The organism is Austwickia chelonae (assembly GCF_003391095.1).
Taxonomy (GTDB): domain Bacteria; phylum Actinomycetota; class Actinomycetes; order Actinomycetales; family Dermatophilaceae; genus Austwickia; species Austwickia chelonae_A.
The window spans coordinates 98,242-115,698 of the sequence record NZ_CP031447.1 but is presented as its reverse complement, the minus strand read 5'-3'; the positions used below and the strand labels follow the sequence as shown (position 1 = coordinate 115,698).

The window sequence follows — 17,457 nt, the reverse complement described above, 5'->3', positions numbered from 1 at the left end:
GGCGTAAAAGCCGACCAGTGACGGGGGAGGCGACGATGAGCGCAGTCACAGCCAGCATTCTGATAGGCACCAAGAGTCGATCAGACCTGGGAATACAACCGCGCTGGATAGCTCTTCTCCACGAAGCCAGCGGATATGCCTGGCATCTGTTGAGATTGCAGTTGTCCAGCGGCGACATCGTCCCACCGCCCCGCGTAGGCGCCACCGACTCCGGAGCCCCCGGCACCCATCCCGGGCTCGACGGACCTCCAGGAATCCTGTGGCGCGTCGAATCCGACGGTGATGTCGCCGGAGAGCTGGCCCTGATGTTGCACGTCCATGCCGCCCGCACCCCTGAGGTGATGTGCGCGGTGCAGCGGTTGTCCCCGCTGGCCAAACGTCGGGTGGACCTGTGCCGGATGACCGAGGCCCAGAACGGTGATTTCCGCAATGCAGTGCGGGTCGCCCGGGACAACGGCGGCAGCCTGTACCTGGCCGCGACTCTCATGGCTGGCAGCCGTCTCACCGAAGAAGATCTGCTTTCGTTGCCCGACTGGGAGATCAGCATCGCCCACACCGCGATCTCCCGCGACTGGGTGCGCGCCGACAACGGATACCTGGAGATCACCGACTACCGACAGCCACTCACTGCGCCCCAGCAAGCCCTCGTCGAGGACGACGAGGAGGTCGTGGAACCAGCGGAACAGCCGGCCTCCGAGACGTCCTCCAACTCGTTATCGATGGAAGAACCCTCCGGTGAACCGGGTGCTGAACTCTCGACGGTCGCCATGCCGGCGGAGAAAAAATCGTCTGTCACCGGGCAGCCTTCGTCCGACAAGACATCGGGCTCGGCCACCACCGAGGGCTCTTTCGCCGATCAGCTGTCACCGGAGGACGAGGAGAGGATGCCCGATCCGGTGTACACCGGCGTGTCCTTCCGTGGTTCCGACGGGTCCATGTACGCCGAGTACACCTATGGCGAGCACGCCGCCGGCTCACCCACGTCCTATGTGGTCGACCTGCGGGCCGTCGGGGAGACCGCTGCTCTCAAGCAGAGCGAGGTGGTGGCGCCGATTCCGCCACCCCATGCGGTAGCGACGGACAACCCCTGGGCCGAACAGCAGGGTCACATGAGTCAACATCTTCAGGAGCAGGTGCGTCGGTTCGGAGTGATGCGGGCAGACACGGTAGAGCGTTCTCGGACCAGCCGCCGTGAACGCGAACATCACCCGCAGCCCACCAGTGCGAAGAAGACCGCAAGCACCAGCAGCGGACAGAAAACCAACACCTGGTGGGACGATCTGCTGGGCCGCTAGCCCCTCACCTTCCCTCTCACCCTCACCCTCCATCCCCTGTGAACCTGGGCACCGTACTCGGTGCCCAGGTCGAGGTTGTCCCCGAGTTTTCCAGCTTCACCACTGATCAACGTGAACCTGAGCACCGAGTACGGTGCCCAGGTTCACGAGTACGGTCGAGTACGGTACCCAGGTTCAACCGTTGCTGGTTGTCGGGGCAGGTGAGGGACGTGGTTCAGGGGTGGGGCCGCAGCGAGCGCCAGGGTCTCGCCAGGTTGAATGCGCGTCCGCTGATCAGGGTCGGTGCGAGCCCGATCACGTGGTCTTTCTCCGAGACCACCCAGGGGCGCAAGCGCATCTGATCGGACCAGCGTGCCTCCTCGTGGGACAGCGCGCGCGGGATGGCTCGCACGATGACGCTGGTGGCTTTTTCCTCGGTGATCTCGTCCACTTCGAAGACCACTTCGTCGCCGGCCAGTGCCCCGGCGAGTTTGCTGCCTTCAGCGGTGCGGAAAACGATCTCGTCGCGGTGTATCGCGTAGTTCACCGGGACCAGTTCGACCCGTCCGTTCACCAGGTAGGCCAGTCGACCGAATTCGAGCCCTCGGAGGATGCCCAGGCAGGTTTCCTCGTCGAGGGCCGTTCCGGGTCGGGCTCCCTCGGGCCCGTTGTCGGCAGACGGTGTCATCGGTTGCCTCCTTACGCCCGCGCGCCGGATAGCGCGCTCGAGTGTCAGCCTAGGGAGAGCAGTCTTCCTGGGTGCTCTGCGACATCCGGGCTACTTCTTTCTTGGCCTTTCTCTGTTTTTCGCTAGACGGCGGAAGATTTCCTGATCGATCGGCCTGCACCTACCGAGAGCCCTCGTCGGATGGTGATAGCTGATGTCTGGCGCTGCTCTCACGTCGAATCCGTTCTCTGGGAAGGGTCCCCAGTCTCCCCCGCTACCCGGGATGCGTCGATAGCCTGGAGGTGGGACACCCCGAGCCACGAGGACGTGACATGACCGCACAGGACCGCTATGCCACCAAGCTCCGTACAGCCCACGACGTCATCGATCTGATCGGTGACGGAGACACGGTGGTGGCCCCGACCGGTGTCGGTGAGCCGCCCGCCGTCCTGGATGCGCTCTCGGAGCGACGCCGGGAGAAACGGGGGGTGGTCGTCAGCCAGATCCTGCCTTTGCGCCCCTTCGGCTATCTCGATCCGGAGACCCAGGAGCATGTCCGGCACACCTCGCTCTTCTTCGGGTCGGCTTCTCGTGCGGGCGGTCAGGCCGGTTGGATCGATTACCGGCCCAGTTACTTCAGCGAGATGCCTTCCTTGTTCCGGGAGGGCTATTTCCCGGTGGACGTCGTCGTCGCGTTGGCCTCTCCGATGGATCGTCACGGTTATTTCTCGTTGGGTCTGGCCCCGGACTACACGATGGCGGCCATCGAGCAGGCTCGTACGGTTGTTCTCGAGGTCAACCCGCATGTTCCGTACACGTACGGGCAGTGTCATGTGCACATCGATCAGGTGACCGCGCTCGTGGAGGACGATCGGCCGCTCAGCGAGGTGGGTCTGCCTCAGATCGGTCCGGTGCAGAAAGCGATCGGCGGCTATGTGGCCGATCTGATCCCGGATGGTGCCACGGTGCAGATCGGGTACGGGGCGATTCCCGATGCGGTGGTCATGCAGCTCACTGAACGCCGTGACCTGGGGGTTCATACGGAGATGATCGGTGACGGCATTCTGACCCTGGTCGAGTCGGGCGCGGTGACCAATGCGGCGAAGAATGTCGATCGCGGTCACATGAAGGCGACCTTCGCGTTGGGCTCGCGTCGTTTGTACGACTTCCTCGACCGTAATCCTGCGGTGCAGATGTGCCCGGTCGACATCACCAATGACCCGTATCTGGTGGGCAGGCATGACAATCTGCACACCATCAATGCCACGATGCAGATCGATTTCCTGGGGCAGTGTGGTTCGGAGTCCTTGGGGTCGGTGCCTTATTCGGGGACTGGCGGGCAGTCGGACTTCGTCCGGGCAGCGAATCGTTCTCGGGGTGGCAAGTCGTTCATCGTGTTGCCGTCGACGGCGAAGGGCGATTCGATCAGTCGGATCGTGCCGACGTTGGCGCCGGGCACCCATGTGTCCACCAGCAAGAACGACATCAATTTCGTGGTGACGGAGTACGGGGTCGCTCAGTTGCGGGGTCGGAGCAATCGGGAGCGGGCACGGGCGTTGATCGGGATCGCGCATCCGGATTTCCGGGACGAGCTGACCGAGCAGGCCCAGCGGATGAAGGTTCTCTGAGCTGAACTGGCAAGGCGGACAGAGTCACCGAAGTGACCTGGACAGTCATCGCCAGATCTTCACTACGCCTCAGCCTGGCTACGGTCGGTCCCACCGGGTGGCAGCTACACCTGCACGTTCTCGTCGAAGGACCCGTTGTCAGGCCGCTCTGGTTCCGGTGACGGTCCTGGGCAGTTCGGCCGAGCCCGGCGTGATCGAGTCGATCACCCCGTCCTCGACTCGCTGAACACTCTCACTGCCAGCACCTTTCCTCGACCCAGACCCGTCTTCATCCACACGGGCAGTCGAGGAAAGGTGCTGGCAGTTCGCCCCGGGTCAGCCGACGGGGCCTTCCAACAGAACAGCCACCGCGTCGACGGCCTGAGCAGCCTGAGCGCCGGTGGCACGGATGACGACCCGTTCGCCGTGCCGCGCGCCCAAACCGAGGAGCCCGAGGATGCTCGCAGCGTCCCCTTCCTGTCCGCTCTGCGCGATCAGCAGCACCCGGGCGTCGTACCGGGCGGCGGCAGCGACGACCAGCCCCGCCGGGCGGGCGTGCATCCCGGCCGGGTCGGTGAGCACCACCGTCCGTTCGACGACGTCCTGCGCCGCTCCGGAATCCGCTGTGGCAGGGTCCGCCCCAATGCCACTTCCAGCCTCCGCGGAAGGTGGCGCCTCGACGGTGTGCCCGAGATGCTCGGCCTTGGCCTGCAAGGCGCCTTCGGCTTCTCGCCGAACCTTCTGCAGGTCAGCGCCGGTCGCTGCGCTGGCTGCAGCAGCCACCAGCCCCTCCACCAAGGGCGCCGAGCTCACGACGACCCGCTCAGCCAGTTCCGGTTCGACGAACTCCAACGCCATTTCGGCGGAGAGCAGCGCCGAGCCGAGGTCGAGGAGCACCAGGACACCGTCAGGCGAGTCGACCTCGACCAGGGCGTCGGCGACCCGGGCCGCATCGGTACCGAAGGTCGTCTCGTCCAGCCCGGCAGCGAGCGCGATCTTCGGTCCTCCTTCGGCGGGCACCATTTCGGAGGCCAGGGTGAGGGCCGCCGAGGCGAGGGGGTGGCTGTGTGAGACGACGACGATGCCGATCATGCGGCGAAGGCTTTCGCGGCTGCGGCCAGGAGCATCGCGGTGGAGGTCGCGCCGGGGTCCTGGTGTCCGATGCTGCGTTCGCCGAGGTAGCTGGCGCGGCCTTTGCGGGCAGTCAGGGGGGTGGTGGCGTCGCGTCCTCGGGCGGCGGCGTCGGCGGCGGCGGTGAGGGCGGCGTCCAGTCCGTCGGTGGCGGCTTCGGTGAAGGCGGTGACGGCGGGGGTGAGCGCGTCGATCATCGTCTTGTCGCCGGGTTCGGCTTTGCCGCGGGCGATGACTCCGTCGACGCCGGCTTGGAGGGCGGCGGCGAAGCGGTCGGTGTCGGGGGTGGTGTCATTGCCGAGCGCTCCGGCGAACCGCATGAAGAAGGTTCCGTAGAGGGGGCCGCTGGCTCCGCCGACGGTGCTGACCAGGGTCATGCCTGCTTTTTTGAGGTAGGCGGGGGCGTCGGTGAAGGTGTCCGGGTCGAGGGCGGTGACGGCGTGCATGCCTCGGTCCATGTTGGAGCCGTGGTCGGCGTCACCGATCTGTCGGTCGAGGTCGGTGAGCAGGTCGGCGTCGGCGTGGACGGCGTCGGCGAAGGCGACCATCCAGGCGTGGGCTTTCTGGAGGGTGAGGGCGCTGTCGCTCATCAGCATCCCCATCGCAGGCCGGGGGTGTTCACCGGGGCGTCCCAGAGTCCGAGGATGTCGTCGTCGGCTTTGAGGAGGGTCACCGAGCAGCCGGCCATGTCGAGGCTGGTGATGTAGTTGCCGACGAGGTTGCGGGCGACGGTGATGCCTTTGGCTTCGAGGATGCGGGCGACTTCGGCGTACATGACGTACAGCTCGAGCAGGGGGGTGCCGCCCATGCCGTTCATCATGACGATGGCGGGGGCGCCGGTGAAGTCGAGGTCCGCGAGGACTGGTTCGACGAGGCGTTCGGCGACTTCTCGTGCTGCTCCGAGTTTCATGCGTTGGCGGCCGGGTTCGCCGTGGATGCCGATGCCGATCTCCATGTCGTCCTCGGCGAGTTCGAAGGTGGCTTTTCCGGCGGCGGGGACGGTGCAGGAGGTGAGGGCCATGCCCATGGAGCGGCCGTGGGCGTTGACGGTGCGGGCCAGGTCGGCGCAGCTGTCGAGGTCGCGTCCGGCTTCGGCGGCGGCGCCGACGATCTTCTCGACGAGGACGGTGACGCCGACTCCGCGGCGTCCTGCGGTGTAGAGGGAGTCCTTGACGGCGACGTCGTCGTCGGTGACGACGGAGACGACGCGGCAGCCGTGTTCGGCTTCGGCCATTTCGGCGGCCATCTCGAAGTTCATGATGTCGCCGGTGTAGTTCTTGACGATGTGCAGGACGCCTGCGCCGGTGTCGACGCCGTGGGTGGCGGCCATCATCTGGTCGGGCACCGGTGAGGTGAAGACTTCTCCGGCGCAGGCGGCGTCGAGCATTCCGTGACCGACGAACCCGCCGTGCATCGGTTCGTGTCCGCTGCCGCCGCCGGAGATCAGTCCGACTTTTCCGGGGCGGGGTGCGTCCTTGCGGTACACGATGCGCTGCGCGTGGTCGATGCGCAGCCGGTCGCCGTGCGCGAGTTCCATTCCGCACAGGGCGTCGGCGACGACCGTTGCGGGGTCGTTGATCAGCTTTTTCATGGGCCTATCCCATCACCGCGGGCTGCTCACCGGAAGAGGAAAGGAATGCACGTTCGTGCAGTTCTCTCCGTCGATGATGCATATTTCCGACAGTTTTCACTCCCGGTGTTCTCCGGCGCCGACTCGATGGCTGACATGTCCCACGCCTGGGTCGGGAAACGCTTGCTCCCGGCTTGCTTCCCAGGGGTATTCACATCGGCCGAGCGGAGTGGCACCCTAAAAGGGTCATACCTCGCATTGACGTCATTCACCTTATTTCGCTAGGTAGCCATGACTCATTCTTCGCGCCAGTCGACCCTTGTTCCCACGACTTTTCTTGCTTTCCTGCTGGGGGTGTTGTTGTCCGTGGTGGCGGCTGCGCCTCCGGCCTCCGCGAATCCTCAACCCGCTGGTTCGGCGTCTTTTTCCATAGCGTGGAGCGCGCCGAAAGAAATCCACGAGTACACCATCTCGGGCGGCTACCTGATAGTGGATCTCCACAACGACGGCTCGGTCCCGCTCACTGCGGTCAGCGCCTCTCTCGACGGCGAGCAGCTCGACATCGAATACGCCCGATGTGAGGCACCGGTGGAACCGGGGGCCGGCTGCCGCTTCTACTTCGCAGACAACATGAATGGCGTCCAGTATCCGAAAGTGTGGGATGCCTCGATGTCGGTGACCATGAAGTCGCCCGATGGGGCCTTGCACGTACGGACGGATACGCATCGAGTGTCGGTGGTGAACGACCCACCGCTACAGCTGTTCATCATGCAGGCGATCAATCCCGCCGTGGACCCCGGTCAGGGCATCGGTTACTGCCGGATACCGAATTACCCGAAGAGCATCCCGGAGACCTCGAATCTGGTGAGTCTGCACAGTCAGTTGTTGGGCGACCTGATGGATGCGAAGAACGCGAAGATCGCCTATCGCGACACGGTCCCTTTCAGTTGCGAGAACTCGTGGACCTCCTCGATAACCGTCGCTCCGGGGGAATCGGTGCAGGACGTGGTGACCTCGACGGTGGCCGATGACGACGGTCTGACGGTGACCACCGAGTTCCCCATCACGTGGAAGAGCACGAAACCGGCGCCGAAGCTGAAGGCCGCTCTCGCGGTCGACCAGCCGGATCTGGCCGAAACCGGAGAAAAGGCCCGGTTGACCTTGACGGCCACGAATGTGACCAAGAAGCCGGTCACGGTGGCCCAGGTGTCCACCCCGGAGGGCACGGTGCCGCTCTCCTCCTGCCAGGGAGGCCCTGCTTTGGCCCCGGAGCAGCAGATGGTCTGCAAGTACACCTCCAAGGAAGCGGTGAAGGGCAAGCCACGGAGTACGGCCACCTTCGAGGCGACGATCTCCCTCACCGACGGGGAGACGGTCTCGGCTAAGGCGACGACGACTTTCCGGGACGTCTATCCAGAACCTCAGGTGACGGTGACCGCTCCACCGAATGACTCGGGATCGAGACGGGTCGAGTTCACGGTGACCGTTCGGAATGTGTCTCCGGAGACGGGGAAGGTCTTCTCGATGAGGGAGCGCAGCGACGGTCGCATAGAGAACACGACCTGCCAGCAGTATCCGACATTGGCCACCGGGCAGGAGTGGACCTGCACGTTCTCCTATCGGACGGCAGGCCTCCACATCGGCGCCGAGACCTATTTCGAGATCTGGGTCACCTTGGTCGACGATGACGGGACCTTTGGGACTAGCGGCGGCCGCACCACTGTGGTTAACGTGCCCGCCGGTTTCGCAAAAGGTTCCCCTCAGCCTTCCAAGAAAAACAGCTGAGAACGAAAAGATCCTATGCAAAAAGGGTGGAACTTCTCATTCGGGGCATCCGATATGCGATGAGGGAAACCGACTTTCTAAAGTAGGGGGGTTCTGTCATCCCCTTTGAGAGAAGGCAGGTCGTGGCCGCCGTCCACCCCGAGGATGAAAACCTCACCGACGCAGAGAAATATCTCCTCGACCACACCCGCCTCGCTACACAGGCCCTCGTCGAGGAGCACACATGTTCTGGATCCAATTAGCCGTCGTCCTGGCGGCCATCGTCATCGGGGCCCGCCTCGGTGGCATCGCGATCGGTTTCGCCGGTGGTATCGGCGTGGTCGCCCTGGCCGCGCTGGGTGCCAAACCCACCGCCGCCGGGATGCCGCTCGACGTCATCTCCATCATCCTCGCCGTGATCTGCGCGATCGCCGCGATGCAGGTCGCCGGCGGGATGGACTACCTCGTCGACGTCGTCGACAAGGTGCTACGCCGCAACCCGCAGCACCTGATGTTCCTCGCCCCGGTCATGACCTACCTGATGACGCTGATGGCCGGAACCGGGCACACCGCTTTCTCCGCGATGCCGGTCATCACCGAGGTCGCCAAGGAGAACAACATCCGACCAGCCAGACCGCTGTCGATCGCCGTGGTCTCCAGCCAGATCGCGATCACCGCTTCGCCGATCTCCGCAGCCGTGGTCTTCCTCTCCGGCGCACTGGAGAAGAAAGGCGTCGACTACCTGCAGATCCTCGCGGTGTGCATCCCCTCCACCTTCCTGGCCTGCATGCTGACCGCCGGTCTGATGATGATCTGGGACAAGCGCAACCCGCGCAGCGCCCTGGAGTTCGACCCCGAGTTCCAGCGCCGCCGTGACGCAGGACTGCTCGACACCACCTCGCACGCGGGGCGCACCCTGAAGCCGGGCGCGAAGCAGTCGGTCCTGGTCTTCCTCGTCGGTCTGATCACCGTGATGCTCTACGCCACCGCCATCAGCGACAAGGTCAAGCTGATCGACCCGAAGAATGCCCCGATGCCCCGTGACGCCGCGATCATCTCCATCATGTTGGCCGTCGCCACGATCATCGTGCTGATCTGCAAGGTCCAGCCCGCGGAGATCCTCAACGCCTCCACCTTCAAATCGGGGATGAGCGCTTCGATCTGCGTGCTGGGTGTCGCCTGGCTGGGCACCACCTTCGTGAAGGCCCACGAGAAGGAGATCATGGCCTTCTCCGGTGACCTGTTGAAGCAGCACTCCTGGCTGCTGGCCGTGGTGCTCTTCTTCGCCGCATCGCTGCTGTACAGCCAGGCCGCGACGGCGAAGGCGATCATGCCGACCGCGATCGCCCTGGGCGTGTCGAATGTGGCCATCGTCGCGGCCTTCGCCGCCGTGTCCGCGCTCTTCGTCCTGCCGACCTACCCGACCCTGCTCGCAGCGGTCGAGATGGACGACACCGGTTCGACCCGGATCGGCAAGGCCGTCTTCAACCATCCGTTCCTGGTGCCGGGGGTCCTGGCCATCGGGTTCTCGGTGGCGCTGGGCTTCCTCTTCGGCGGGATCTTCATCCACTGACCGCAGTACGCCCGGCAACGAGAGGCGCCGGTGATCAGGTTTCCCTGGTCACCGGCGCTCCGCGCATTCCGAGGACGAGCACGAGGCGGCGTACGACCCGCCTGCCCCGTCAGTATCAGGCGGCGGCCAAGCGAGCGACCTTGGCCGCGGCTGCGGCGGTTCCTGGGGTCGGGAAGCACCTCGTGACGACGAGTTGCTGCACGAGCGTGAACGCGCCCGAAGCGACCCAGTAGACAAGCAGGCCGAGAGGCACCATCGCAGCAGCTGGGAGCATGCTCAGGGCCGTGAGCAGCGGCATCATCTGCTGTGCTCGGGCGACGGCCTCGGGAAGGTGCTCGGTGGCAAGGTTGGGCAGGACGAACCAGCGCTGGGTGACGTATCCCATCGACGCGGACAGGCCGGCCAACAGGATCACGACGACGAGGTGCTCGGGGTCGACGCCTGCTCCCCAGGATCCGAGTCGGTCGGCCAACCGAACGCCCAGGATCGAGGCGGAACCCGCGGAGGTGGCCAGCGCAGCGTCCATGAGTCCGACCGGCTGACCTTCGGCGACCTTGGAGAGGACGCCGTAGAGAGCGAAGAGGATCGGCATCTGGAGAAACAGGGGCAGGCATCCGGCACGACTGATTCCGTGTTCGGCCTGAATCTGGGCTTGTTCCTCGCGCATGGCGCGCAGGCTCTCCAGATCTGTACGGCCGGCGTAGCGCTTCCGTAGCGCGTCCAGGGCGGGTCGTGCCGAGGCGGAGGCGTGCGACAGCCGCACGCTGTGGACCGTGACGGGCACGAGAGCGATACGCACGACCAGAACGAGCGCGAAGATCGCGAGTACCCACGTCAGGCCACTGGACGAGTCCATTCCAACGGCGGCGAGGACATGGTGACCGGCTGCCAACACGGCAGCGACGGCATGAGAAAACGGCAAAAGAACATCGGGCATGGTGAACTCCTGACCCTGGTGGGCCGGTAGATGACGGGGGTGCGCTGCGGTCGCCGAGGCGACGTCAGTGCAGCCCCGGCGCCCGGGGAAGCCGAGGAGTACGGGGGACAGAAGTGACAGCCGTCCAACAGGGGACGTCGGCGCGGCGGCGTGAACGTTCTCGTACGCCGGTGAGCAGCCCTCGCAACAGCGTTGCGTCGCCGATCGTCGTGAGAACCAGAGTCGCCATGACCGCGACAAGGCAGGTCACCAGTGCCGCCTGGCCGTGATGGCCACTCACCACGATCAGCTGCGGCACGAGCACCAGCAGGAGACCTGCGAGCAGCGCGCCGAATCGGCCACGCGCGGCGAGAGAGGCCCGAGTCACCACGATGCTCATGACGCCCCTCTCCCAGTAGCCGAAGATGCTCCACATCTTCCTGACCGCAGGATACGGCGGTTGGTCATTTGTCTCCAGGCTTGCCCGAACAGCAGCCAGAAGCGGTTCTGGTCGAAAGCATTGCAGTGGGACCCGTCGTCAGTGCGGACGCGAGTCCGAGACGAACTGAGCCGCGGCAGCACTCACCGCCGTCACCGTGATCACCGACGGCCAGGCGCCGATGGTCTTCGCCAACGGGTGGGAGAGCCCGAAACCGGCGAGGTAGATCGTGGACAGCAGCGCGGTGTCCCGCACACCACCCCGGGCGAACCAGGTACGTCCGGCGTAGATCCCGGCAGCGGCCAGCACCACACCACCGATCGGGCGTACCCCGGTCTCCCGGGCGGTCACGTACCCGCCGAGAAGCCCCAGCACGACGACCGGGGCAGTACAGACGGAACTCGCGTCTTTAAGGGTCATAGTCGGATCGTAGGCCCCGAAAGGCGTCGGTGATCACCGGATCACCCACCCCGGATTTCCCGCCCGAAACCGATCAAAAAGGTTCGCCGCGCCGGAACCGCGCCCCTGCGCCGGGGTGATCCCGGCTATCGACCGGAGCTCGACCGGGACGGCGACGGTGTCGCCTGCGAGCGTCGCCGCTGATCAGCGGCCGAGGTTCTCCGCAGTCGATCCACGAAGAGGGCGACCTGGGTGCGATCGGGCAGGCCGGTCTTACGCATCACCGTCGAGACGTAGTTCTTCACCGTGCCCGGGGCCAGATGCAGCTGCCCGGCGATCTGGCCGTTCGACAGGCCGTCCGCGATCAGGAGGGCCACGTCCCGTTCGGACGGGGTCAGTTCCTCCAGAGGGTCTTTCCGTGGGTTCCGCGACGGTCTGAGGACGACGGAGGACGCCACCCGCGGGTCGATCGTCAGGCCGCCGTCCCGGGCGCTGTCGACAGCTTCGACGATCCGTTCGGGCGAGACGTCCTTGAGCAGGAATCCGGCAGCACCTGCTTCCAGGACGTCCCGGACCACCTCATCGGTGTCGAAGGTGCTCACCACGATCACCGGCAGGCCGGGGAATGAGTCGGCGCATTCCCGGATCAGTTGAGCGCCGGACATTCCCGGCATCACGGCGTCGGTGAGTACCGCATCCGGTTCGGACTTGGCGATGAAGGCCAACGCTTCGACGCCGTCCTTCGCCTGGGCGACGACCTCGACCCGGCCGGTGGACTCCAGGAGCAGGTGCAACCCTCGGCGGAGCAGTTCCTGGTCGTCGACGACGACCATCCGCAGTCGGCGAGCGCCGTCGTTCGCCATCGTCTCGCCGTTCATGCTGCGGTCTCGACCGGGTAGGTGGCTTCCAGGAGGAACCCTTGCCCGGTCGGCCCGGCGGTCAGCCTGCCTCCGGCGGCTTCGACCCGCGACCGTAGATGGCTGAGCCCAAAGCCTTCCAGGACGTGGTGGGCTGCCGACGGGGTATTTTCGGAGGTCGTTGCGGTGGCCTTCCCGTTGTCGTGGACCTGCACGGTCGTCTGTGCGCCGACGGTGTGCAGGATCTCCACTCGTGTCGCCGTCGAGTGCCGTACGACATTGGTCAGCCCTTCTTGGATGATGCGGTACGCCAACGGGTCCACCCGGTGTTCTGTCTCGGCGTCGTCGGTACGGCGGATCGCGACTTCCAACCCGGTGCCGTGGAAGACGGTGGCCAGTCGTTCCAGCGCCGAGGCCAGGTCGAGGCGGTCGAGGTCGTCGGTGGGGAGGGGGCTGAGCGCCCGCACTTGGCGGCGTAGACCGGCCAGGGCCTGCGTGGTGATGTCGTGGACGTGGTCGATCTCCGCCCAGGCGGCGTCCGGGTCGGTGTGGCGTAGTCGACGGGCCACTTCGGCGCCCATCAGGACGGCGGTCAGGTCACGGCCGACCTCGTCGTGCAGAGCTCTGGCCTGGGCCATTCGTTCTTCTGCCAGTGCCCGGTCGAGGTCGCGCAGCGCGGTCTGGCGTCTTTCCTCGGCGAGTGTGAGGGCGTCCCGGTGGGCTTCGGTGAGTTGGCGGAGGGTGTCGGCGACGAGCACGCCGATGAGGATCAAGAAGGCGATGACGACGGTATTCGTGACGATCCCGCCTTTGATGTCCCTCCCTTGGGAGAAGGCCCAGAGGTAGAGCGCGATGACGACGCCCAGGTAGGCCGCCGTCGTCGCGAGGAGGCCGCGGCGTCCGTATTCGACGGCGACGCTGCACAGCCCGAGGGCGAGCACCGGCATCCCCAGTGGGCTGTCGTTGAGGATCGCGGCGGCCAGGCTTGCGGCGGCGAGCAGGAGGCACCACCGTCGGGCGGCTTGTGGTGTGGCGGATCGGCTCCACAACCACCAGCTCAGGCCGGTCGCGATGACGCTGGACGCCAAGGTGAGGGCGGAGGGGATCGGCCGTGCCGAGTCGGCCACTGCCGTCGCTGCCAGGAGCAGGGCCAGCACAGCCAGGGCGTGGATGCTGCCGGGCAGTGGCCGCAGGCGCGGTCGTGTGGTCCGGGTCACCATGCTCGACAGCCTAGGTTCCTGGTTTCACGCAGACATGTGACTGCGGTCATGTCATCGGGGCCGGTGGGATGACTGTGGCGACTGCCGATCGGTGTCGGATCGGCGGAGCGTGGAAGTCATGGAGATGACGACGCTTTCGATGGGTTCTTCCCTGGACGTGAGGCGGCCGACGCGGCCTTCGGCGGTGTGGAAACGTTCAGCGGTGGCCGCGGTCGGGATGATGCTCTGCGCGTTGTCCGTGACGGCGAAATCGCTGGTTCCGCAGAGTGCGTGGCAGTGGTTGGCGGCTCTTCCCCCGGAGGACGGCGCCGTCCTGGCTGTCGGGGTGGAGGTCGCATTCGCTGCGCTGCCGCTGGTGACGACATGTGCGGTGTTGGCGGTCGTCGGCCGTCGCGAGCAGGCCACGCTGCGGGGTCTCCTCCGGGTGGGCGGACGGCGGGGTGCCGGATGGGCGGTGTGCGCCACCGTGTTCACCGCTGGGCTGACTTTAGCGGGGTGCGTGTTGGCGCAGACGCTGCCGTGGCAGCCCAGGTCGGCACCGACGCGCCTTCCCGATATCGCCTGGCCACTGTTCGCCCTCGTCGTACTGGCGAAGGCCTTCCTGATGCAGGGGATTCCGGAAGAATTGTGGTTCCGGGGTTTCGCATGGCGGTACGGACGAGAACTGCCCTGGCTGACCTTGACGGTCACCACGGCGGTGTTCACCCTGCTGCACCTGACATCCAGCGGCGGACAACAGACCACCGGAGAACGGATGCTCTACCTGGTGTTGCCTCTCGGGATGGGATTCCTCGCCGGATGCGTCCGCTGGTGCACCGGCTCGGTGTGGGCGGCAGCCGGAGTCCACGGCGGCATGCACGTCGGCTTCGCCCCGGCGATGTGGGCCCAGATCGGCATGGGCCCGATGACATGGGTCACCGTCGGGGCCTTGTTGACCGCGGCTGCGGTGGCCCTGTTGTGCTGGCGTCGCCTGTGGCTCCCCACCGGTGGCAGCCCACGTCGATGAACGGCCCGGGCAGCACGCCAGCCCTGGGACGAACGCTCGACCGAAGACGGACAACGCCCTGCACAGGGCGAATCCGCCCGAGCAGCAACCCCGTTTGGTGATCGGCCGCTCTCCTGGCATGATGGCAGGGCGCGCGCGAGTGGCGGAATAGGCAGACGCGCACGGTTCAGGTCCGTGTGCCCGAAAGGGCGTGGGGGTTCAACTCCCCCCTCGCGCACCACTTAACGAAACTCCCGACCGGAGCAATCCGGTCGGGAGTTTTCTTGTTGCGGGGATCGTGGCGGAAGAGCGACGCCCCTGACTCGACTGGATTTTGCGGTTCACCAGGTCGTCGGCGGTCACAACTCCGCGCAGGCACTACCAGGACTAAACACGTGATCTTGCCCGAATTCGGGCAGATTTTTGCCCATGTCGATCTGGCTGTTACACACTTTCGGTGTGTTGGACCGAGAAATCGTCGATCGCGTCGTGGCTTCTACTGGACTCAGCCCTGCAGAGGCAGCGCGCGTGGTGGGCGATGTCGTCGCTTGGTATTCCGAGCCTGTCGAGGAGTACGTGCGTCGTCGACACACCCTCCTACAGCTCTACGGTGTCAAGAACGCTGAAGCGTTCTCGATCATCGCAGCCGAGCTGCGCACCCGTGTCTTCTTGGCTCGGCCACTCACCGAGCGTCAATTGCGCCGTATCGTCTACGGCTGAGTCGACCTTCACCACCTACAAAACCAAGGAGACTCACGCATGTGCGGAATCGTCGGTTACATCGGTCACAACGCCGCGGCACCTATCCTTCTCGCTGGCCTGACGCGCCTCGAGTACCGCGGCTACGACTCTGCGGGACTCGCCGTGATGGATTCGAAGAGCATGACGGTCGTCCGCACCGTGGGCCGTGTGCGTAGTCTCGAGGCGGTGTTGCCGAAGCGGCTCACCGGCAAGGCCGGCATCGGCCACACGCGCTGGGCGACCCATGGCCCTGCTGCGGAACGCAACGCCCACCCACATCGAAGCTCCGACGGACGAATCGCACTGGTCCACAACGGGATCATCGACAATTCGGCCACCTTGCGCGCGCAATTGGAGGCTGACGGTGTCACCTTCGACAGCGATACCGACACAGAGGTCTTGGCCCATCTGATCGACCGCTCGTCCGCGGACTCCCTCGAGGCTGCTGTGCTGGAGGCACTGGACAAGATCACCGGAACGTATGCCCTGGCAGTCCTCGACAAACGGCACCCGAAGCGAATCGTCGTGGCGCGCAAGGGGTCACCGCTGATCATCGGCATCGGTGACGGCGAGATGTTCATCGCCTCGGACGTCACCGCCCTGGTGCGGCACACGACGTCGGTCGTCCATCTAGACGATGGGGAACTCGCCACCGTCACTGCGGAGGGCCTTCAGACCTTCACCAAGCACGTCAGTGACACCGCCCGAGAACCGGTCGAGATCACCGTCGCCGCGGAGGATCTCGAACTCTCCGGTCATGACCACTACATGTACAAGGAGATTCAGGAACAGCCGCAAGCCGCGGAGGCCGTCCTGCGGGGGCGCCTCGACGATCGATTCGGCACGACTCGTCTCGACGGGCTGCGGTTGGGGCCGCGTGAACTGCGAGCCTTCCGGCGGGTGAAGATCCTGGGCTGTGGTTCGGCTTATTACGTGGGGCAGATCGGTGCGCAGATGATCGAGGAGATCGCTCGCATCCCCGCAGATGCGGAGGCAGCCTCGGAATTTCGGTATCGCAATCCGATCGTCGAACCCGACACCCTGTATATCGCGGTCTCTCAGTCCGGGGAGACCGCGGACACCACCTTTGCTGTGCAGGAGATCAAACGGAAAGGGGGTTACGTCGCCGGTGTGGTCAACGTGGTGAGCTCCAGTCTTGCCAGGGAGGTGGATGGGGGCATCTATCTGCACGCTGGTCCTGAGATCGCCGTCGCCTCGACGAAGGCGCTGACGAACATGGCCATCGCCTTCGCGATGCTCGCCATTCACCTCGGCAGGGTGCGTGACCTGTCGGTTGCCGACGGAGCCCGCCTCGTCGCGGGGCTTCGTGCGTTGCCTGAGCTGATCGGCGAGGTACTGGCTCAGGAGGATGTCATCGCGGCAGTGGCGCGGGAGGTTGCGCATGCGCAGTCGGCGTTCTTCATCGGTCGTGTCCGTGGCTTTCCGGTGGCGAGGGAGGGGGCACAGAAGCTCAAGGAGATCTCGTATGTCCACGCCGAGGCTTACCAGACCTCCGAGCTGAAACACGGTCCGTTGGCCTTGATCGACGAGAGGATGCCGACCATCGCGGTCGTACCTGACGACGAGTTGGCCGACCGCAACATCGCCGCGTGCGAGCAGGTGGTGGCGCGCAAGGGACCCCTTGTGGCCATTACGAACCCAGGGGTCGACCTGGAACACCTGGGTGTATCCGCGGTCATCGTCCCGAAGAGCGAACCAGAACTCGATCCTATTCTGTTGACGATTCCCACGCAGCTGCTTGCCTACCATGCGGCACTCTCGCTCGGCCATGACATCGACAAGCCGCGTAACCTCGCCAAGTCAGTGACCGTGGAGTGAGTGCTGTCGCAGACACTCGCCGAGATCGCGCGCCTCGAAACCAAATCCGCTGCGCTGTCGGCCTGCAGCGATTAAAGCCGAACCTCGTCGTTTCCGCTCAGCGGCACAAGGTCGGTATCGAGCCCCTCGATACGGCGGATCTCGTCCACTACAGCCAAGAGCACACGCAAGTTGTGAGGTGAGATCCCTTAGGCACACATCATCAGTTTCTGCATATTGACGTCTTGCAAGGCACCAAGGATGCGAGGCTCAACAGGCAGAGTTCCCTCCCCATCGTGGGAGAGGAAAAACGTGACAGCGACACCGAAGACTCGTGCTCGGCCTTCCAGCAAGCGAGCCGAAGGGTTGTCTCGTCTCCCCGCCCGCAGGTTCAAGATATGCACTGCAGAGACCTCGACCCCTTGCGCCGACAACGCTTCGGCAACCAACTCGTTGGTGTGGGGTCGGGGATCGGTAGCCAACCTTGGGGCGGTGC

At 65.2% G+C, this 17,457-nt stretch carries 17 protein-coding genes and 1 tRNA gene; 9 read left to right on the top strand and 9 right to left on the bottom strand.

What is annotated here, in order from left to right; all coding sequences use genetic code 11:
- Positions 1 to 35 precede the first annotated feature (35 nt).
- Positions 36 to 1,295: a hypothetical protein gene (locus DX923_RS00555; RefSeq protein WP_116111918.1), complete on the top strand. Its 1,260-nt coding sequence runs from the start codon at positions 36 to 38 to the stop codon at positions 1,293 to 1,295.
- Between the two features lie 214 nt (positions 1,296 to 1,509).
- On the opposite strand, the gene DX923_RS00550 is transcribed toward DX923_RS00555, so the two are convergent.
- Positions 1,510 to 1,962 (bottom strand): pyridoxamine 5'-phosphate oxidase family protein, encoded by a 453-nt coding sequence (locus DX923_RS00550; RefSeq protein ID WP_116111916.1) that lies wholly within the window; start codon positions 1,960 to 1,962, stop codon positions 1,510 to 1,512.
- 311 nt (positions 1,963 to 2,273) lie between these two features.
- On the opposite strand from DX923_RS00550, the gene DX923_RS00545 reads away from it, so the two are divergent.
- Entirely contained in the window at positions 2,274 to 3,569 is a 1,296-nt protein-coding gene (locus tag DX923_RS00545; RefSeq protein ID WP_116111915.1) for an acetyl-CoA hydrolase/transferase family protein, read from the top strand.
- 315 nt (positions 3,570 to 3,884) lie between these two features.
- Here DX923_RS00545 and dhaM read toward each other — a convergent pair whose 3' ends face one another.
- Genes dhaM through dhaK form a run of 3 tightly spaced genes read right to left on the bottom strand, consistent with a single transcriptional unit; the run spans position 3,885 to position 6,270 of the window.
- Entirely contained in the window at positions 3,885 to 4,640 is a 756-nt protein-coding gene (gene dhaM, locus DX923_RS00540; RefSeq protein WP_116111913.1) for a dihydroxyacetone kinase phosphoryl donor subunit DhaM, read from the bottom strand.
- Entirely contained in the window at positions 4,637 to 5,269 is a 633-nt protein-coding gene (dhaL, locus tag DX923_RS00535; protein ID WP_205413073.1) for a dihydroxyacetone kinase subunit DhaL, read from the bottom strand. The genes dhaM and dhaL overlap by 4 nt, the downstream gene beginning before the upstream one ends.
- Entirely contained in the window at positions 5,269 to 6,270 is a 1,002-nt protein-coding gene (dhaK, locus tag DX923_RS00530) for a dihydroxyacetone kinase subunit DhaK (protein WP_116111909.1), read from the bottom strand. The genes dhaL and dhaK overlap by 1 nt, the downstream gene beginning before the upstream one ends.
- Before the next feature lie 270 nt (positions 6,271 to 6,540).
- On the opposite strand from dhaK, the gene DX923_RS00525 reads away from it, so the two are divergent.
- Together DX923_RS00525 and DX923_RS00520 are read left to right on the top strand one after the other, a co-directional pair.
- Positions 6,541 to 8,034, top strand: coding sequence for a hypothetical protein (locus tag DX923_RS00525; RefSeq protein WP_162872675.1), 1,494 nt, complete (start codon positions 6,541 to 6,543; stop codon positions 8,032 to 8,034).
- A gap of 223 nt (positions 8,035 to 8,257) precedes the next feature.
- Complete coding sequence (locus tag DX923_RS00520) at positions 8,258 to 9,586, top strand: anaerobic C4-dicarboxylate transporter (RefSeq protein WP_116111906.1); 1,329 nt, start codon at positions 8,258 to 8,260, stop codon at positions 9,584 to 9,586.
- A 115-nt stretch (positions 9,587 to 9,701) separates the two neighbouring features.
- On the opposite strand, the gene yidC is transcribed toward DX923_RS00520, so the two are convergent.
- The 3 genes from yidC to DX923_RS00505 form a co-directional block, all read right to left on the bottom strand.
- Positions 9,702 to 10,523 (bottom strand): membrane protein insertase YidC, encoded by an 822-nt coding sequence (gene yidC, locus DX923_RS00515; protein WP_116111904.1) that lies wholly within the window; start codon positions 10,521 to 10,523, stop codon positions 9,702 to 9,704.
- Between the two features lie 64 nt (positions 10,524 to 10,587).
- Positions 10,588 to 10,938 carry a hypothetical protein gene (locus DX923_RS00510; protein ID WP_116111902.1) on the bottom strand — a complete coding sequence of 117 codons (351 nt, stop codon included), beginning with the start codon at positions 10,936 to 10,938 and terminating at the stop codon, positions 10,588 to 10,590.
- A 102-nt stretch (positions 10,939 to 11,040) separates the two neighbouring features.
- Positions 11,041 to 11,361 carry a hypothetical protein gene (locus tag DX923_RS00505; RefSeq protein ID WP_116111901.1) on the bottom strand — a complete coding sequence of 107 codons (321 nt, stop codon included), beginning with the start codon at positions 11,359 to 11,361 and terminating at the stop codon, positions 11,041 to 11,043.
- 54 nt (positions 11,362 to 11,415) lie between these two features.
- Here DX923_RS00505 and DX923_RS17050 point away from each other — a divergent pair, with 54 nt between their 5' ends.
- Positions 11,416 to 11,544, top strand: a complete 129-nt coding sequence (locus DX923_RS17050) for an excalibur calcium-binding domain-containing protein (protein ID WP_205413119.1) — start codon at positions 11,416 to 11,418, stop codon at positions 11,542 to 11,544.
- On the opposite strand, the gene DX923_RS00495 is transcribed toward DX923_RS17050, so the two are convergent.
- Both DX923_RS00495 and DX923_RS00490 read right to left on the bottom strand, forming a co-directional pair.
- Positions 11,487 to 12,218 (bottom strand): response regulator, encoded by a 732-nt coding sequence (locus DX923_RS00495; RefSeq protein ID WP_240322684.1) that lies wholly within the window; start codon positions 12,216 to 12,218, stop codon positions 11,487 to 11,489. The genes DX923_RS17050 and DX923_RS00495 overlap by 58 nt on opposite strands.
- Entirely contained in the window at positions 12,215 to 13,417 is a 1,203-nt protein-coding gene (locus tag DX923_RS00490) for a sensor histidine kinase (RefSeq protein WP_116111899.1), read from the bottom strand. Before DX923_RS00490 ends, DX923_RS00495 begins: the two co-directional genes overlap by 4 nt.
- 118 nt (positions 13,418 to 13,535) lie before the next feature.
- On the opposite strand from DX923_RS00490, the gene DX923_RS00485 reads away from it, so the two are divergent.
- The 4 genes from DX923_RS00485 to glmS all read left to right on the top strand — a co-directional run bounded on the left by DX923_RS00485 (position 13,536) and on the right by glmS (position 16,982).
- On the top strand, positions 13,536 to 14,423 hold the full coding sequence (locus DX923_RS00485; RefSeq protein ID WP_116111897.1) for a CPBP family intramembrane glutamic endopeptidase: 888 nt from the start codon (positions 13,536 to 13,538) through the stop codon (positions 14,421 to 14,423).
- 133 nt (positions 14,424 to 14,556) lie between these two features.
- Positions 14,557 to 14,643, top strand: a tRNA-Leu gene (locus tag DX923_RS00480).
- A gap of 218 nt (positions 14,644 to 14,861) precedes the next feature.
- A complete protein-coding gene (locus DX923_RS00475) occupies positions 14,862 to 15,122 on the top strand; it encodes a hypothetical protein (RefSeq protein ID WP_240322683.1) in 261 nt (86 codons plus the stop codon).
- Between the two features lie 39 nt (positions 15,123 to 15,161).
- On the top strand, positions 15,162 to 16,982 hold the full coding sequence (gene glmS, locus DX923_RS00470) for a glutamine--fructose-6-phosphate transaminase (isomerizing) (RefSeq protein WP_116111893.1): 1,821 nt from the start codon (positions 15,162 to 15,164) through the stop codon (positions 16,980 to 16,982).
- Positions 16,983 to 17,457: the final 475 nt, after the last annotated feature.

Excerpts from the sequence above, each read along its gene's own strand:
- DX923_RS00555 (WP_116111918.1), top strand. The coding sequence starts at position 36 with ATGAGCGCAGTCACAGCCAGCATTCTGATAGGCACCAAGAGTCGATCA.
- DX923_RS00550 (WP_116111916.1), bottom strand. The coding sequence starts at position 1,962 with ATGACACCGTCTGCCGACAACGGGCCCGAGGGAGCCCGACCCGGAACG.
- DX923_RS00545 (WP_116111915.1), top strand. The coding sequence starts at position 2,274 with ATGACCGCACAGGACCGCTATGCCACCAAGCTCCGTACAGCCCACGAC.
- dhaM (WP_116111913.1), bottom strand. The coding sequence starts at position 4,640 with ATGATCGGCATCGTCGTCGTCTCACACAGCCACCCCCTCGCCTCGGCG.
- dhaL (WP_205413073.1), bottom strand. The coding sequence starts at position 5,269 with ATGAGCGACAGCGCCCTCACCCTCCAGAAAGCCCACGCCTGGATGGTC.
- dhaK (WP_116111909.1), bottom strand. The coding sequence starts at position 6,270 with ATGAAAAAGCTGATCAACGACCCCGCAACGGTCGTCGCCGACGCCCTG.
- DX923_RS00525 (WP_162872675.1), top strand. The coding sequence starts at position 6,541 with ATGACTCATTCTTCGCGCCAGTCGACCCTTGTTCCCACGACTTTTCTT.
- DX923_RS00520 (WP_116111906.1), top strand. The coding sequence starts at position 8,258 with ATGTTCTGGATCCAATTAGCCGTCGTCCTGGCGGCCATCGTCATCGGG.
- yidC (WP_116111904.1), bottom strand. The coding sequence starts at position 10,523 with ATGCCCGATGTTCTTTTGCCGTTTTCTCATGCCGTCGCTGCCGTGTTG.
- DX923_RS00510 (WP_116111902.1), bottom strand. The coding sequence starts at position 10,938 with ATGTGGAGCATCTTCGGCTACTGGGAGAGGGGCGTCATGAGCATCGTG.
- DX923_RS00505 (WP_116111901.1), bottom strand. The coding sequence starts at position 11,361 with ATGACCCTTAAAGACGCGAGTTCCGTCTGTACTGCCCCGGTCGTCGTG.
- DX923_RS00495 (WP_240322684.1), bottom strand. The coding sequence starts at position 12,218 with ATGAACGGCGAGACGATGGCGAACGACGGCGCTCGCCGACTGCGGATG.
- DX923_RS00490 (WP_116111899.1), bottom strand. The coding sequence starts at position 13,417 with ATGGTGACCCGGACCACACGACCGCGCCTGCGGCCACTGCCCGGCAGC.
- DX923_RS00485 (WP_116111897.1), top strand. The coding sequence starts at position 13,536 with ATGGAGATGACGACGCTTTCGATGGGTTCTTCCCTGGACGTGAGGCGG.
- glmS (WP_116111893.1), top strand. The coding sequence starts at position 15,162 with ATGTGCGGAATCGTCGGTTACATCGGTCACAACGCCGCGGCACCTATC.